This is a genomic window from Bacillus sp. ISO11, from assembly GCF_003458115.1.
GTDB lineage: Bacteria > Bacillota > Bacilli > Bacillales > Bacillaceae_G > Bacillus_A > Bacillus_A cereus.
On record NZ_QXCO01000022.1, the window covers coordinates 1 to 16180 of the forward strand.

Here is a 16180-nt window from a genome sequence, read left to right on the forward strand (position 1 = left end):
TTCTGTATATTTTTGAAATGATTGTCCTTTTCTTGCCATAAAAAAATCCCCTCCAGATAAAACAGTATTGAGTCCATCATATCAGATGGACTCTTTTTTTACTGTCTACCTATAGGGGATAATACCAATCTCCCGTCTTTTTTTATGTGGATGTTGATGAGTGTAATAAACGATTATATGCTTTATAGGCTGTAGTGACTGCAAGGAATGAACCGATTAAAAATAATACTGAGCCGCCAAATGTAAATATCCGGCCAATATACGTCTCTCTAGCTTCTTCTATTTTTTGTTGTAATTGCGTATTCATATTGATCACCCCGTAAACTATAGGCATTTAGTTATAGTCTATGTAGAATGCCTATATTGTGTGAAGTGTAAATAAAAAACCTCGGTAGGCACCGAGGTTTTTTATAATCCGATATAAGGAGATGGGTCAACTGCGTTTGTCTTGCCGACATTCCATTCTCCAAGATGAAGTTCGAAGTGTAAATGTTGTCCGTATGATTGGCCCGTGTTCCCCATAAATCCAAGCTGATCGCCTTGTTTTACAGTTTGTCTATTCGATACAGAACGGCTATTCATATGAGCATATACTGTCGTATATGTTTTTCCGTTTATACGGTGAGATAAATACACTACGTTTCCGTAACTAGATGATAATTCTGAACGAATAACAACGCCATCTGCAGCGGCGATAATTGGAACCGTTCCCGAAGCAGCGATGTCAATTCCTTTATGGTTATCTAAAGAACGTACACCAAATCCGGAAGTTTTTGATCCAGCTGCTGGTTTGATAAAGCCACCGATGTTTGTATCATGTGGTGTTGGGGCCGCTTGAGTTGCTTGAGCAGATTTAGTAGCTTGTTGTTTGCGAGCCTCTTCTGCCTGGCGAGCTTCTTCCGCTTTACGAGCTTCTTCGGCCCGTTTTTCTTCTTCAATTGCTTTTTGCACAGCTTGACGTTGATTTTCTAAAATGCCTTTGGATTCTTCTAATCCTTCAATCTCTGAATCTACTTTTGCTACTTTCGTATGTAGATCGTTAATAAGAGTTTGTTGCTGTTGTTGGTTATTTTGTAATTCTTGCTGTTTTTGTTCTAGTTTTTGCTCAGATTCTTTCAGTTGTTGTTCTTTTTTCTCAACAGCCTCTTTTTCTGTAGTTACAGCATTTTGATCAGATGTTTGTTTTTTTACAATATCTGTATCGTTGTTTAATATTAAACTTACGGAGTACATATTATCAACAAGATCGGCAATATTTGAAGAATTTGTTAGTACCTCTGTAATGATATTTGTACGAGGTTTTTCTTGCATAGATTGTAATCGTTGTTTAATAACTTCCTGACGTGTATCTATGTTTGTTTGTAATTGTTCTATATGTTTCTTTTTGTCAGCAATTACTTGTTGAGTTTTGCTAATTTCTTTTTTTGTATCGTTTAATTCAGCTTCGTTTTTATTAATAGAAGTAGTTAATTCATCAATTTTCTTCTGTAATTCTTGAATTTCTTTTTCTATTTGTTCTTTCTCGACTGATTTATTTTGTAAGTCACTTTGTTTGCCTTCTAATTCAGATTGAATGTTAGATAATTTATCTTGATTTGTTTCAGCGTATACGGGTGAAAGTAACGGGGAAGCAAAAATCGTTCCTGCTGCTAAAACACTAAACGCTGCAAATTTCTTTTTCATAGTTGTCTGACTCCTTTCTCTATGAATGTTATATATCATAAGAAGAAGAGTGTCTATCGTTGTAATCATAATGTAAAGAAAACTTTATAAAATTGCTAAGTTTTGTCGGAATTTATCATTTTTCAACTGTAATTGTCATAGTACATACATTTTATTCATATGTGTAACAAAGGTATATTTTGGAATTAATCTGTAAAATGAAGAAGGAAAGTAATCGTTTTTATGAGGTGAAATATTACTTGGAAAGCTAATAAAACACTAGTGAGGAATCGTTCTCATGTTAGGTTTTCTGACATAGGTCTGCTTTTTGTCAAGAAAATTATTTGTGTTCGGGCAAAGTTATTTTGTTGTCAGATTTAAATTTTTGATTTATGATTTTTAACAGGGACAAAATGTAGTGAATTGTCGAATAATATGTAATACTCTTAATTTCTTAGTTTTATAGAGATAGAATGAGAGATAGAGTGACACATCGAAGAGGGGGTTACAACAAATATGAAAAGAATAGGACTTGCATGGCAAATATTAATAGGGCTTGCGCTTGGTATTGCGGTTGGGGCGATTTTCTTTGATAATCCAGCTGTTGTGAAGTACTTACAACCAATTGGTGATATTTTCATCCGATTAATTAAAATGATCGTTGTACCGATTGTTGTAGCAAGTATTGTTGTTGGGGTTGCTGGTGTTGGCGATGTTAAAAAACTAGGTCGACTAGGCGGAAAAACAATTCTTTACTTTGAAATTATTACAACAATTGCAATTATTGTTGGTCTATTAATAGCGAATATTTTCCAACCAGGAAAAGGCGTAAATATGGAGCAGTTAACAAAGACAGATATTTCGAAATATACACATACGACAGAGCAAGTACAAAGTCATTCATTTGCAGATACGTTTGTAAATATTGTTCCAACGAACATTATGAAGTCATTGGCTGACGGAGATATGCTTGCTATTATCTTCTTCTCTGTACTATTTGGTTTAGGTGTAGCAGCAATTGGTGAAAGAGGAAGACCGGTTCTTCAATTTTTCCAAGGTGTAGCTGACGCAATGTTTTACGTAACAAACCAAGTTATGAAATTTGCACCATTTGGTGTGTTTGCACTAATTGGTGTTACAGTTTCTACATTTGGTCTTGCTTCATTAATTCCATTAGGGAAATTACTAATTGTCGTATATGGGGCAATGATCTTCTTCGTCGTAGTTGTCTTAGGACTTACAGCGAAAATATTTGGAATCAACATTTTCCAATTCTTTAAGATTTTAAAAGACGAGCTGATCTTAGCGTATTCTACAGCAAGCTCAGAAACAGTTTTACCAAAAATCATGGAGAAAATGGAGAAATTCGGTTGTCCGAAAGCAATTACATCTTTCGTTATTCCGACAGGTTATTCATTTAACTTAGATGGATCAACTTTATATCAAGCAATTGCGGCTATTTTCTTAGCGCAAATGTACGGTATTGATTTATCTATTACACAACAAATTACATTATTGCTTGTATTAATGGTTACATCAAAAGGTATCGCAGGTGTACCGGGCGTATCATTCGTTGTATTATTAGCGACACTTGGTACAGTAGGAATTCCACCTGAAGGCTTAGCGTTCATTGCTGGTATTGACCGTATTTTAGATATGGCTCGTACAGCAGTTAACGTTGTAGGAAACTCTTTAGCAGCTGTAGTTATGTCTAAGTGGGAAGGTCAATATGACGCTGAAAAAGGACAAGCTTATTTAAAAGAGATTTCTGAAAAGGGTCAAGCGGCTTAATTATAATATGAACAAGCTCTCACATAATATGTGGGAGCTTTTCTGTATATAGAAGAGGAGCAGACATAATGAAACGAAAATATGGTGACGGTTCTTCGTGGAAGAGACTAATAGAAAAGAGTTATACGGTTAAGCAAGTGGAAGAGGGAATGCTCGGAATACTGGATATAAAAAAGGTGAGAGAGCCTAGTTGTAAAGAATATGATGGTGAAGAACTTTGTATTGCAGCGGATCAGTATACGTGGATTCAATATTTCATAGACGGGAAAAACTTTGCGATTACCGCTATGTTAGATGATCAGAAAAAATTAGTGCAATATTATATAGATGTGGCGAAAGAATATAAAATAGACGATCGTGGTTTACCGTATTTTGATGATTTATATATAGATGTAGTATTATTACCTAGCGGTAAGGTGTATGTATTAGATGAAGAGGAGCTAGAGTATGCTTATAAAAGTGGCGATGTCACGAAGGAAGAGTATGAGTTAGCTTGGTATACTACGAAATGGATATTAGCAACAATAAAAAATAGTAAATTTTATTGGATTTCAATATTGAAAGAAGAAATAGAAAAGTTGAAATGATTGTTGTATTCAAATTTTTGTATAATTACCAAAAAAATCTATACAAAAAATAATTGACTTTTGTTTTGTAAGCGAGTAAAGTTAGGGAAGAAATTATTATTAAAAAATAAATATGAAACCTTCTTATAAAGAGAGGCGGAGGGACTGGCCCTACGATGCCTCGGCAGCGGACTCGATTTCAGAGTGCTGTGCCAAATCCAGCAAGCGTGTGCTTGAAAGATGAGAAGAGTGTTTCTTATAGATGTATAAGACCTCTTCTCATCGGAAGAGGTCTTTTGTTATTGATTAGAAAAAGGTTGAAACTAGGGAGAGATGGTACTTTGAAAGAAACGAGAGAAAATGGTTTAGCTTTATTACCACTTGGGATATTTTTGGCGCTATTTATTGGTTCTGGAATTATTACAGGTGATTTCTATAAATTGCCGATACTTGTAGCGATTTCAATTGCTGTAGGAGTCGCTTTAGTGATGAATCGTAAAGAAAGTTTTAATGTGAAAGTAGAGCGGTTCGCTAAAGGTGCAGGAAATCCGGATATTATGATTATGGTATTAATTTTTGTGCTTGCAGGTGCATTTTCTGAAACTGCTAAAGGAATGGGCGGAGTAGACTCAACTGTTAATTTAGCGTTAACTATTTTACCGCCAGGATTTATCGTAGCTGGAATCTTTGTTATTGGTGCATTTATTTCATTAGCGATGGGAACTTCAATGGGAACAATTGCAGCATTAGCGCCGATTGCTGTAGGTATTAGTGGTCAAACTGATATCTCAATTGCGCTTGCAATGGCTACTGTTGTTGGCGGAGCGATGTTTGGTGATAATTTATCATTTATTTCAGATACAACAATTGCAGCTGTTCGTTCACAAGGAACAGAAATGAAAGATAAGTTTAAAACGAACTTTTTAATTGTGTTACCAGCGGCTATTATTACAATTGTACTATTAGTAATAGTTACTTCAGGAAGTGACACGCACATTAAAGCACATAACTTTGATTGGATAAAGATTTTACCGTACGCAGGAGTACTTATTACAGCGCTACTTGGCTGGAATGTACTTATTGTATTAACTGGTGGAACTGTACTATCTGGTGTTATCGGTCTTATAGATGGAAGTTACACGTTAGAAAGTTTCTTTAAAAGTGTAACGACTGGAATGGGCGGTATGATGGAGTTAGTATTACTTGCTATATTAATTGGCGGTATGGTTGAATTAATCCAATATAATGGTGGTATTCAATATTTAATGAATGTATTAACACGTAATATTCGTTCGAAAAAAGGAGCGGAATTTGGTATTGCTGGTTTAGTGAGTATGACGAATATGTGTACAGCGAATAATACGATTTCAATTATCTTTACAGGCCCCCTTGCAAAAAATATTGCAGATCAATATGAAATAGACCCTCGTAAATCAGCGAGTGTATTAGATCTTTTCTCATGTTGTGTGCAAGGATTAATTCCGTACGGTGCCCAAATGTTAACGGCAGCAGGATTTGCAGCGTTATCTCCGGTTGAATTGTTGCCATATGCATTTTATCCAATGTTAGTTGGAGTATGTGGGATTGTTTCTATTTTAATTGGGTTTCCAAGGTTTTCGAAAGTAGCTGAGAAAAAAGAGTATCATAAAACAGCTTAATTTAATATGAATGTTAGTAATTAAAAAACGTGCAGAGAATAGATTCTGCACGTTTTTTTGCGTAAAGGGCTGAATATGACTCGGTCTTAAGTCTGAGTTAAAAACGGTTCTTAAGCTCGTTATGGGAAGATGAAAAATTAGTTAAGATAAGAGTATCAAATCGAAGGGAGGCAAGCACAAGATGAAACAATTTCTAGCGTTTATCGCAGCCGGTATTTTGGCTTTAATTGCTCTTGGTAGTCTTGCTGGTATTGTAGGATTCGCAATCGGAGCAGGAGTTGTATATTGGAGCTATAAATCATTTGTGCGAGCTAAATCATTTTTTGGAAAGTTAACTTGGGGTATTGTTGGTTTAATCGGTTTATCCATTGCACTTTCTCATTCGCCAGCATTAATCGGTATCGCTGCTTTAGTGGTTTTATACTACGGATACCGTGAGTGGAAAAAAGAAAAAGATGTAGTTGTTGAATCTGCTCCAGAAAGTTCTAAATCATATAGCAACTTTGAAGATGAGTGGAACAAATTAATGAAAAACTAAAACAATAAATCAAATTATAATTAAAGTAGAAGAGAGGAAGATTTATAATGAAACAATCTTTATTCGGACGTGTACGCGATGCAATTTTAGCTGATTTTCATAACGTGTTAGATGAGAAGGAAAGAAAAAATCCAATTGCGATGTTAAACCAATATTTACGTGATAGTGAGCGTGAAATAACAAAAATTGAGAAGTTAATTGAGCGTCATAAAACATTAAAATCTAACTTTGCTCGTGAGCTTGAGCAAGCACGTTATTTCGTTAATAAAAGATCAAAGCAAGCTATCATTGCTCAAGAAGCAGGTGAATTACAATTGCACGAACGTGCGTTAGAAGAGGTAGCTTATTATGAAGGGCAAGTAACTCGATTAGAAGAAATGTATGCAGGTGTTGTAGAGCAAATTGATGAGTTAGAGCGTCGTCTTTCTGAAATGAAAAATAAATTAAAAGAAATGCACGCAAAGCGCATGGAACTAATGGCACGTGAAAATATGGCACATGCAAATCGTCGTATGAATACTGCGATGCATAAAATGGATGAAAATAATCCGTTCTTACGATTTGAAGAGATTGAAGATCATATTCGTGACTTAGAAACTCGTATGAATGAAGAGCATGAGCGTGACACGTTTGATATGAAAATTGCAAAACTTGAGCGTGAAATGAAAGAAAAGAATGATGTATCGTTAACGAAAGAGTTAACAAAATAATAGTGGTATATTATAAAACAGGCTTATGATATAGTGATAGGAGAAAAGGTGTTGGAAAGCAATGCCTTTTCTTCTATGTATATGTGACAAGAAGGGGGGGAGCTGAAATGAAGAAACATTTTTCAAAGACACAATTAATGGGGATGCTCCTCATCATATTTGGATTCGGTCTTTTTCTTGATATGATACTTGGACATTTTGAACCAGGTGGTCTCATTTTTGCATTTATTATGCTTATGTTTGGAAGGCATTATCGTAAAAAGAATCGTCATGTACGGGGAAATGTATTTTTATTTGTTGGTGGTATCGTATTTTTATTCTTCTTATTTTCATCAGCAGCATTTGTTCTTGTCGTATTTGCTTGTTTAGCTTTAATAGGTTATCAACTGATTCAACAAGGACATCAGCAAAAAGCAATGAAGGTTGAAATTAAAGAAAAAGGGATTATAGACGAAGAGAAGCAAATATATCGTACAGAACCATATTTAAAAAATATGTTTGTAGGCAATGTACGAATGATGGATCATATTTATGAACTTGAGGATATTAATGTTCAATATGGTGCCTGTGATGTGGAAATAGATTTAACGACTGCTATGATTCCAGAAGGAGAAACGGTAATTGTTATTCGAGGTGTCGTTGGTAATATTCGTTTATATGTGCCATATGATATTGAACTTTCTTTAAATCATTCTGTTATTGTCGGACGTGTGCTCTTGCCAGGTCATGAAGAGACAGGGTTTAACCGCAATGTTATATTTAGAACAGAGCAGTATAAAGAGGCTCCTCGTCGTATTAAAATTATTTCTTCGCTTGTCGTAGGCGACACGGAAGTGAGGAAAGTATAATGAAGAAACAAAAAAATATTTCGTGGATGTATATTCGTTATTCTATGTTGTCCTCTGTTAGTATCGCACTCATTTGTACAATTGTATATGTATGGAAAAGCGAGCAACAAGTGTATGATTTATTATGGAAGGAATCCATCGCTTCTGTTCCAATTGGCTTGTTTATTATGACTACAAGTTTACTTATCGGAGGAATTGTAGGATATGCAATCGGTTACTATATAGAGCAGCGTATACAAGGATTAAATACGTTTCTATTTGAAGTAGAGCGAGGGAATTTTCCGAGCGATGTTTCGTTTACTGCAGATGATGAATTTCATGAAGTGGAACGAAAAGTAATCGTTCTGGCTCGTCGATTAGAGGAGCAAGCTGGACTCTTTCAAAAAGTAACGAATGAACGAGCTCATTGGAATGAAGAGATGAGACAAGAAGCGATTTCTCAAGAAAGGCATCGTTTAGCAAGGGAGCTGCATGATTCAGTAAGTCAGCAGCTTTTCGCAATGTCTATGATGATGTCAGCGATTAATGAACAAATAACTGAATTTCCAGATGTGACAAAAAAACAATTGCAACTTGTTGAAAATATGGTTGTAAATGCTCAATCAGAAATGAGAGCATTGCTCCTTCATTTACGTCCTGTACAATTGGAAGGTAAGAAACTGACAGAAGGTATAGAGGAATTATTAACGGAATTATCGCGAAAACAACATATGAAAATTGAATGGCTTATTGAGCCAATAGAATTAAAAAAAGGTGTAGAAGATCATTTATTCCGTATTGTGCAAGAAGCGCTATCAAACACGTTGCGACACGCGAAGGCAAAGAAAACAGAAGTGCGCCTTCGAAAAATTGATCAATATGCGATTTTAAAAATCATTGATGACGGCGTTGGGTTTGAAGTAGGGGTTAATAAGGCTGGTTCATATGGCCTAAGATCGATGCAAGAGCGTGTTCATGAAATTGGTGGGACACTCAAGGTACTTAGTTTCCCGGCCAAAGGTACACAAATAGAAGTAAAAGTACCGATTATGATTGAGAGAGGGGGAGAAGTATGATAAAAGTATTGCTTGTCGATGATCATGAAATGGTTCGTATGGGTGTATCGGCATATTTATCTACACAGCCAGATATTGAAGTAGTAGGAGAAGCTGAGAATGGAAGAAAAGGATCAGAATTAGCATTGCAATTAAGACCGGATATTATTTTAATGGACCTTGTTATGGATGAGATGGATGGTGTCGAAGCAACACGTGCTATTATTCAAGAATGGCCAGAAGCAAAAATTGTAGTTGTAACAAGCTTTTTAGATGACGAAAAATTGTATCCTGTTATTGAGGCTGGGGCGACCAGTTACTTATTAAAAACATCAAGGGCAAGTGATATTGCTGATGCTGTACGAGCTACTTATGATGGAGAAACAGTATTAGAGCCAAAAGTTACCGGGAAAATGATGTCCCGTATGCGTCAAAAGAAAGAGCAACCTTTGCATGATGATTTAACGGAAAGAGAGTTTGAGATTTTGTTATTAATTGCAGAGGGGAAAAGTAATCAAGAGATTGCGGACGAGTTATTTATTGCACTGAAAACGGTAAAGACACATGTGAGTAATATATTAAATAAATTGAATGTAAGTGATCGTACTCAGGCGGTTATTTATGCATTTAGGCATCAATTAACGAAGTGATAAAGTGAAACTTTAATCAGTGGGAGGGATTCATCCCCCACTGATTATCAGCTCTCACCAATCGGGTTTTTACGGGCAGTTAATGCGGGATAAAGTGAAGCTTTAATTGGCGGGGAATTCCTCGCTGATTATTGGCTCGATACAATATAGATTTGACGTTAAAACAATTGAATGTTTTTATTGACGATAAATAATGTAAACGTTATCATTGAGGTGTTAACAGTACATATAAAGGGGAGAATGTATATGTTAGTTCAAACTATATTCGGAATGGATAAGTCTAAAAAATTAGGGGATTATGTGAACGCATTACAAGCGCTTTGTGAACAATATAATGTTGAAACAGATAAAATTGCGATTATTGAGGCAACAGAGGAATACTATTTATTTTTAGTAAAGCAAGAAGAGCACTATGATGTTGTCAAGGTAGAAACAGTTGATACGAATATTGAATATTATACGAAAGCTTATAAAATAAGCAGTTTTAATCATGCTGCGTATCAAATGTAAAAAAACTCCCTTTTGGGAGTTTTTTTAGGAGGCTTTTACTTCGTGAGAGTCGGGGTTACTAATGGAACTTTTTTCGTACCGCTTAGCTTAGCCATTGCAAGACCAATAAGAGCTCCTACTAATGCTGGTATTAGCCAGCCGATTCCTTCATTATATAAAGGGATAAATTCAAAATATGGTGTGATAAATGAAACTGAAATACCACCTTGTTTTAATCCATCAAATACGCTTACTACAGCTGCTCCGATTAAAGCACCTACATAAACAGAGCGATATCCACCGAAGTATTTATGAAGCAATGATAGTAGTACGAGTACAATTGCAATTGGATACACAACAAGCAGAATTGGAACAGAGATTGCGATAATTTTCGTTAAACCTAAGTTGGCAACTAGTAATCCTAATGTGCAAATGATACTCGCGAACGTTTTGTATGAAAATGTAGTCAATAATGTTGAAAAATATTGGCTGCACGCAGAGACGAGTCCAACGCATGTCGTTAAACAAGCGAGTGTAACGATAAGAGATAATAGGAGCAAACCATATGGACCGAATAATTGTTGTACGATAACAGTAAGTAGCTGTCCGCCATTTTTTGCATATCCGAGCGAGACGCTAGTTGCCCCAAGCCAGCCGAGTGCACCGTATACAAGTACGAGCCCTGTAGCGGCAATAAGCCCTGCTTTTGCTGTGGCGATGGCAATGGACTTACGATCATTCACACCTTTAGAGCGAATTGCATTTACAACGATAATTCCGAATGCAAGTGCTGAAATGGTGTCCATTGTTAAGTAGCCTTCCATAAAGCCTTTGAAGATTGGAGAAGTTTGATACTCTTGCATTGCTGGTCCTGATTGTCCAAGTGGTGTAAATACACTTTTAACAAACAATAAGAAAATAGAGAGTAATAAAATAGGTGTTAATACATTTCCAATACGATCAACAAGTTTAGATGGATTCAAACTCAGCCAAAATACGATAGTAAAGAAGATGATTGTATATACAAATAGTACTAGGCTGCTAGAGCGGATTGTTTCTGGCAAGAAAGAACTAACACCCATTTCATAAGCGACATTTGCAACACGTGGGATGCCCATGGATGGACCGATGGCAATGTATACAACCACTGTAAAGAAAATTCCGAATAATGGATGAACATGACTTGCAAGTTGTTGCATTCCATTTCCTGATAGAGAAATTGCGATAACAGTAAGTAGTGGTAAGCCAACTCCTGTTAGTAAAAATCCAATCATTGCTGGCCAAAAGTTTTCACCTGCGTTTTGCCCAAGCATGGGAGGGAAAATTAAATTACCTGCCCCAAAAAATAAAGAAAATAGCATAAGACCCGTGAAAAAAATATGTTTTTTTGATACAGTGTTCATTGTTTTTCCTCCTTTTTCATTCATTTGTAAGAACACAAAAAACTCGTCCCTAAAGAAAGGGACGAGTTATATTTACCCGCGATACCACCCTAATTTACACATGTAGAAATAAATCTATATGTATACGGCTTTGCAACGTACAACATGATACGTGTTCCTTGTAACGGGGGACGGCCGGTAAGAACTTACTGTAACATTAGGTTCTACTTCTCGGAGATGATTTTCGGTTACGCGCTGAACGTTGGCTTTCAGCAAATCGCCAACTCTCTGGGGAACAGTTCTATAACGTACTCGTTCTCGTCAATGAATTTTTATTCAAGTATTCTGACAGTATTGTTGCATGTTTTTTTTAGAAAGTCAATATGTTTTTTGAAAGATATATTTATATACGGAAATATCGAAAGTGATATTCGTTGTTGCAAAAGGAATAATGAATTGTAAAATGGAAGTAAAAATTTGCGGAGAATTGTAAAATTTATAGAGAAAGTTGATATTTATAGGAGTAAAGAAGGGATTGTTTGAATTTACAGAGAATAATACAACAATCCACTTGCTGGAAAGAACAAACCAAAAGAGGTGACTGAAATGCTTGCGATGGGAGTATTATTTGGCATTATTGCTATAATTGGTTTTATGTGGTTATATTATTCGCGTTCGTTTAAACAAGCAGAAGTTTTACTCTTTCAAAAAGGTAGTTTGTTGACAAATCAGTCTAGATATTTAGTATGTCCGAAGTGTGGAAGTGCACAGGCCAGAAGTGGAGGATATCAAGAGTGTTGCAAAATTAGATTATGAAAGAAAGGAAGCCTCACATTATTTTGTGAGGCTTCCTTCCTTACAACTTCATCGCGCTCCAAATTGTCCATCGATCTCTTTCAATAATAGGAGAGACGTTTTGTAATGCGGTCTGTATATGTTGTAGAAGTTGAGAAAGTTCATCATCTGTTAACTCATATAGAATGGATCGACCTGTTCGAGGAGATAAATCTTGCAATAATGCTTCTACAGAATCATGTATTTTTCGTATTTCCCATTGTGTTTGTGTGGGAAGTACATGAAGAGAATGTTTTTGCAATTCTGTCTGTATAGTGTTGGTTTTTGGACGTCTTTTTGACTCTATTTCAATAAGTTTTGGAAATAAAGAGAAAAAATATCCGCGAATATGTTCGGGACTTCCTGGAATTGTACAATCTTCAATTGTTCGATCTTGTAAAATAAGTACACCGTTTTTATTTAATATACGAGAAGCTTCACGTAAAAATGTAGGAATGTCTTGTAAATGATGAATAACTGCACGCGAAATAACTATGTCAAATGTTTCATTAGGGTATGGGATATTATGTGCATCACCGTGGATGAATGAAATGTTTGGAAAGTTGTTACAATTTTCTTTTGCAGCTTGTAATATTTCTTTTGAAAAATCAAGTCCCACAACATTATTGGCTCCCATAAGAGCGAGTTCTTTCGTATAAATCCCACCACCACAGCCGATATCAATTATTTGCTTGTTTTGTATTTCTGTAATGTTTTTTACCATTTCAGCCCAAGAAATATGAGCGTTTCTTGTTGCATATGTGTACTTATTATTTTCATCATGAAAATTAATGGACATGATAAAGACCTCCTTTCAATGATTAGTATAGCGTATTTAATAGGATGTCACGTTTTTGTTTTATGTATGAAGGTTATAAGGATTTCTTATCGTAAGAGGAGGATTAATTTGAAAGGGAAATATGTATTGGTGTTGTTGTTTGTTATGTTACTAGCAGCTTGTGGTCAAGTTGAGCCGAAAAAAGAAACAAAAAAAGTAGAAGAGACGGTGAATGAAGTGAAAGAAACAATAGGGGTAACCGTTATACAAAAAAAACATAAAGAGAAAAAGTTGCAGGAATCAGAAGCGAAGTTAGTAATAGACATTTTGAATAAAGCTGAGAAACAAGAAATAACAGGAAGCTTCGGTGAACCTGAATATGAAATACAAATTAGTAGAGATGAGAAAAAAGAAACTTATTATGCATGGTTAAGGGGAGAAGATAGACGAGGATGGGTGCAATATAAGAAAGCTATGTATATGTTGAATGAAAAAGATACGGAAAAGCTTTTGGATATATTTCCAAATGTCTCAGAACAAAAAGAAGATGAGATGCAGGTAAGCCCTTTAACGGAAGTAACAAAAAAAGATTTGCAGATTACCGCGTTTCATATTAAAACAGGCGATCAAAACGTGAATTATACGGTACGGTATACGATTTCACAATCACTATACAATAAGTTAGTGAAGGAGCAAGAATATTATTTGCAACTCAATTTTCCAGAAAAAGTTCAAAAATTAATTGGAGCAAAAGAGAGTGAAATGATTTTAGGTGAAAAAGTAAAGGAAGGGTATAAGCAATATGAATTACATGCTACTGTTCCGATAAAAAGCGCTTCAGAATCACAATTAAAATCATTAGAAACATATTACGAAAATTATGATTTGAAAATATTAAACAGTGAAAAAGAAAAAATAGGTGTGTTTCAAAATATAATTCAGATTGTTAAAGATTATGGTGAAAAAATGAATTTTCAAAGATAAAGTGAGACTTTAATTAGCCCTTACGGATTGGAATGAATGTAAACACGTCAAATCTATATGACCTTTCCTAGGAAATGATAATAGAGAGGGGAAAGCACCCCTCTCTATTACTTTGCTTTTGTAGATGGCTCATTCATTGATTTTCGTGTAATAAGAAAAGAAATCATAAGAGCGGAAAGGATGACAAGGGCAATAAATACGTGATTGGGCAACAAATCTAATAATAATACGTAACTAACGGTATAAAAAATAAGAGTTGAAGCTAAAAACGATAGGGCACCTATTATAAGAGATTGTAAATTCATTTGTGTACACCTCCTTTTATTTATATTTTTGGCTGAAAATGGATTATATAAACATTATTTCTAACAATAGAAAAAAATATGTCATAATAGAGAAAAGAACAAGCTTTGATGAATGATATGATTCATTAATGAGAGATAAAGGAGAGGAATATGAAAAATAATAAAAAAGGATTATGGGGAATTATTGTTGCGATAGGTCTATTTTTACTGTCTAAGTTAAAGTGGGTATTTGCAATTTTTAAATTAGCAAAGTTTTCAACGGTATTTAGTATGTTTCTATCGCTTGGCGCATACGCAGTTCTATATGGTTGGAAATTTGGAGTGGCGCTCATTTATTTGTTGTTTGTTCATGAAATGGGCCATTTATGGGCTGCGAAAAGAAAGGGGATCCCAACATCGCCAGCAATCTTTATTCCATTTATGGGGGCTCTTATTGGAATGAAAGAGATGCCGAAAAATGCGAAAGATGAAGCTTACATTGCATATATGGGTCCGCTTTTCGGACTTCTGTCATTTTTACCAGCGATACCGCTTTATATAATGACGAAAGAGCCATTTTGGGCGCTTGTTATTTTGCTTGGAAGTATGATTAATTTCTTTAATTTAATTCCCGTTTCGCCGCTAGATGGTGGGCGAATTATTTCAGTTGTCAGTACTAAAATTTGGGGAGCAGGCCTTATTTTATTACTTGGCTATTCAATTTACTTTAAAAGTATTTTGGGAGGATTTATTGTTATTATCGGTTGTATGGAGTTATATAGAGTAATAAAGAGAGATGAGCCGATTAAGGAATTAGGGCATAAAATTGATGGGATGAAAGAATATGTTACTAGGCTTGAAGAGGAATTAAAAGAAACGGGTGCTGTACATCGGACTATATACGTGATGCATCATGAGATGAATGCATTAAGACAAAGAGAACGGGAAAAAGAGTTACAAATAGGTGAACTTCAAAAAATGGAAGTGTTAGAGTATCTTTTACCGAAGTTCGAACCGTTAGATTATGTTCCATATGAAGATGAAAAAGATGAGTATACAATTCACATAAGGGAAGCATTTGAAGCGTCAGAAAGAAAATTAAATGAATGGAAAACAGAAAAGGAACAACAAGAAAACTATTATAAAGTGGATGCGAAAACGAAATGGACAGTATTTGCTTGTTATATCGGATTAATGGCTATACTCGGTTACGCAGCTTATGAAGGATATATTGTTTTACAAGAACATTTGCCAACGAGAAATGTATAGAAAAATATTGTCGAAATGATAGGAAGAATTTATACAGGAATTATATTTCTACGAGAGAAAGTTACAAGTATAGTCATACATTGTAATATTTTTAGTAGAGAAGGAGTTCTGTATATGAAGAAATTGTTAAGTGTATTCGGGATTATTATCGTGATGATCATTGCAAGCTATAGTCTTATGAAAGTGCTGTTACATTATGCGAATAAGCCTGCTGAGGTAAATACAATAGCTCAAATAGAAGATGTGCAAGAAGAGACAAAAGTGCTAAATTTTATTCGAATGACACATGAAAGCTATAATAATTTCTTAAATTACGGTAAAGCAGAGAATTATACAGACGGGGATTGGAATCAATTTAAGCAATGGTTTCAACAACAAGAATCATCGTTAAAAAATATACATACAGACATAAAGAATGAAAAAATAAAACGTGATGTAAATAGAAGCTATGAAATTGTAAAAAAAGGTGTGGAACTTCAAAATATTGAGTATGTAGTGTATGCCCACCGTGTATATCATGACTTGGATATTATCGTAAATAAATATAGAGGTGAAACGAATATCTGGGGATATACGGAGTTTGGCGATGGGAAAGATATAAAAGTAATTGAACAAGCTATACAAACAAAATAATAAGCTAGCTAGAATTCTAGTTAGCTTATTTTCTTTTGTAAATACAATGTTCATATATTATTCACAAAAA

The 16180-nt window shown here is 35.0% G+C and carries 17 protein-coding genes, 1 pseudogene, 1 riboswitch and 1 other annotated feature; of the genes and pseudogenes, 13 read left to right on the forward strand and 5 right to left on the reverse strand.

Annotation, left to right across the window (positions count from 1 at the left end):
* Window positions 1–142 precede the first annotated feature (142 nt).
* Together D1166_RS31360 and D1166_RS20930 are read right to left on the reverse strand one after the other, a co-directional pair.
* The gene (locus D1166_RS31360) at window positions 143–307 is read right to left on the reverse strand and encodes a hypothetical protein (RefSeq protein WP_001096002.1); all 165 of its coding nucleotides are present in this window, start codon (window positions 305–307) and stop codon (window positions 143–145) included.
* Between the two features lie 101 nt (window positions 308–408).
* A complete protein-coding gene (locus tag D1166_RS20930) occupies window positions 409–1683 on the reverse strand; it encodes a murein hydrolase activator EnvC family protein (RefSeq protein WP_118043414.1) in 1275 nt (424 codons plus the stop codon).
* 495 nt (window positions 1684–2178) lie between these two features.
* On the opposite strand from D1166_RS20930, the gene gltP reads away from it, so the two are divergent.
* The 9 genes from gltP (at window position 2179) to D1166_RS20975 (ending at window position 9967) form a co-directional block, all read left to right on the forward strand.
* Window positions 2179–3453, forward strand: a complete 1275-nt coding sequence (gltP, locus tag D1166_RS20935; protein ID WP_000821130.1) for a glutamate/aspartate:proton symporter GltP — start codon at window positions 2179–2181, stop codon at window positions 3451–3453.
* Between the two features lie 68 nt (window positions 3454–3521).
* Window positions 3522–4040 carry a ribonuclease FAU-1 family protein gene (locus D1166_RS20940; protein WP_097861690.1) on the forward strand — a complete coding sequence of 173 codons (519 nt, stop codon included), beginning with the start codon at window positions 3522–3524 and terminating at the stop codon, window positions 4038–4040.
* Window positions 4041–4160: 120 nt separating this feature from the next.
* A riboswitch (SAM riboswitch) is annotated at window positions 4161–4266 on the forward strand.
* 94 nt (window positions 4267–4360) lie between these two features.
* Window positions 4361–5677 (forward strand): Na+/H+ antiporter NhaC family protein, encoded by a 1317-nt coding sequence (locus D1166_RS20945; RefSeq protein ID WP_000665465.1) that lies wholly within the window; start codon window positions 4361–4363, stop codon window positions 5675–5677.
* Window positions 5678–5858: 181 nt separating this feature from the next.
* Window positions 5859–6215, forward strand: coding sequence for a lmo0954 family membrane protein (locus D1166_RS20950; protein ID WP_097861689.1), 357 nt, complete (start codon window positions 5859–5861; stop codon window positions 6213–6215).
* 47 nt (window positions 6216–6262) lie between these two features.
* Entirely contained in the window at window positions 6263–6925 is a 663-nt protein-coding gene (locus D1166_RS20955; RefSeq protein WP_000814127.1) for a PspA/IM30 family protein, read from the forward strand.
* Window positions 6926–7032: 107 nt separating this feature from the next.
* The gene (gene liaF, locus D1166_RS20960; RefSeq protein ID WP_000716086.1) at window positions 7033–7773 is read left to right on the forward strand and encodes a cell wall-active antibiotics response protein LiaF; all 741 of its coding nucleotides are present in this window, start codon (window positions 7033–7035) and stop codon (window positions 7771–7773) included.
* Window positions 7773–8828, forward strand: coding sequence for a sensor histidine kinase (locus tag D1166_RS20965; protein WP_000744326.1), 1056 nt, complete (start codon window positions 7773–7775; stop codon window positions 8826–8828). The genes liaF and D1166_RS20965 overlap by 1 nt, the downstream gene beginning before the upstream one ends.
* Window positions 8825–9457, forward strand: coding sequence for a response regulator (locus D1166_RS20970; RefSeq protein WP_000598707.1), 633 nt, complete (start codon window positions 8825–8827; stop codon window positions 9455–9457). The genes D1166_RS20965 and D1166_RS20970 overlap by 4 nt, the downstream gene beginning before the upstream one ends.
* 171 nt (window positions 9458–9628) lie before the next feature.
* Window positions 9629–9967 carry a DUF3922 domain-containing protein gene (locus tag D1166_RS20975; protein ID WP_118043415.1) on the forward strand — a complete coding sequence of 113 codons (339 nt, stop codon included), beginning with the start codon at window positions 9629–9631 and terminating at the stop codon, window positions 9965–9967.
* A gap of 24 nt (window positions 9968–9991) precedes the next feature.
* Here the strand turns inward: D1166_RS20975 and brnQ3 are convergent.
* Window positions 9992–11349: pseudogene (gene brnQ3 / locus D1166_RS20980) on the reverse strand (branched-chain amino acid transport system II carrier protein BrnQ3).
* A 54-nt stretch (window positions 11350–11403) separates the two neighbouring features.
* Window positions 11404–11662, reverse strand: a binding site (T-box leader).
* A gap of 272 nt (window positions 11663–11934) precedes the next feature.
* Here brnQ3 and D1166_RS20985 point away from each other — a divergent pair.
* The gene (locus tag D1166_RS20985; RefSeq protein ID WP_000880630.1) at window positions 11935–12144 is read left to right on the forward strand and encodes a hypothetical protein; all 210 of its coding nucleotides are present in this window, start codon (window positions 11935–11937) and stop codon (window positions 12142–12144) included.
* Window positions 12145–12184: 40 nt separating this feature from the next.
* Here D1166_RS20985 and D1166_RS20990 read toward each other — a convergent pair whose 3' ends face one another.
* Entirely contained in the window at window positions 12185–12961 is a 777-nt protein-coding gene (locus D1166_RS20990) for a class I SAM-dependent methyltransferase (protein WP_000026283.1), read from the reverse strand.
* A 108-nt stretch (window positions 12962–13069) separates the two neighbouring features.
* Between D1166_RS20990 and D1166_RS20995 the strand changes: the two genes are divergently transcribed.
* Window positions 13070–13924: a YhfM domain-containing protein gene (locus D1166_RS20995; protein ID WP_118043417.1), complete on the forward strand. Its 855-nt coding sequence runs from the start codon at window positions 13070–13072 to the stop codon at window positions 13922–13924.
* A gap of 107 nt (window positions 13925–14031) precedes the next feature.
* Here D1166_RS20995 and D1166_RS21000 read toward each other — a convergent pair whose 3' ends face one another.
* Window positions 14032–14229, reverse strand: coding sequence for a hypothetical protein (locus D1166_RS21000; protein ID WP_001053357.1), 198 nt, complete (start codon window positions 14227–14229; stop codon window positions 14032–14034).
* Between the two features lie 150 nt (window positions 14230–14379).
* Between D1166_RS21000 and D1166_RS21005 the strand changes: the two genes are divergently transcribed.
* Together D1166_RS21005 and D1166_RS21010 are read left to right on the forward strand one after the other, a co-directional pair.
* The gene (locus tag D1166_RS21005) at window positions 14380–15477 is read left to right on the forward strand and encodes a site-2 protease family protein (protein WP_097861688.1); all 1098 of its coding nucleotides are present in this window, start codon (window positions 14380–14382) and stop codon (window positions 15475–15477) included.
* A 114-nt stretch (window positions 15478–15591) separates the two neighbouring features.
* Window positions 15592–16110 (forward strand): hypothetical protein, encoded by a 519-nt coding sequence (locus D1166_RS21010; RefSeq protein ID WP_053512843.1) that lies wholly within the window; start codon window positions 15592–15594, stop codon window positions 16108–16110.
* The last annotated feature ends 70 nt before the right edge of the window (window positions 16111–16180 follow it).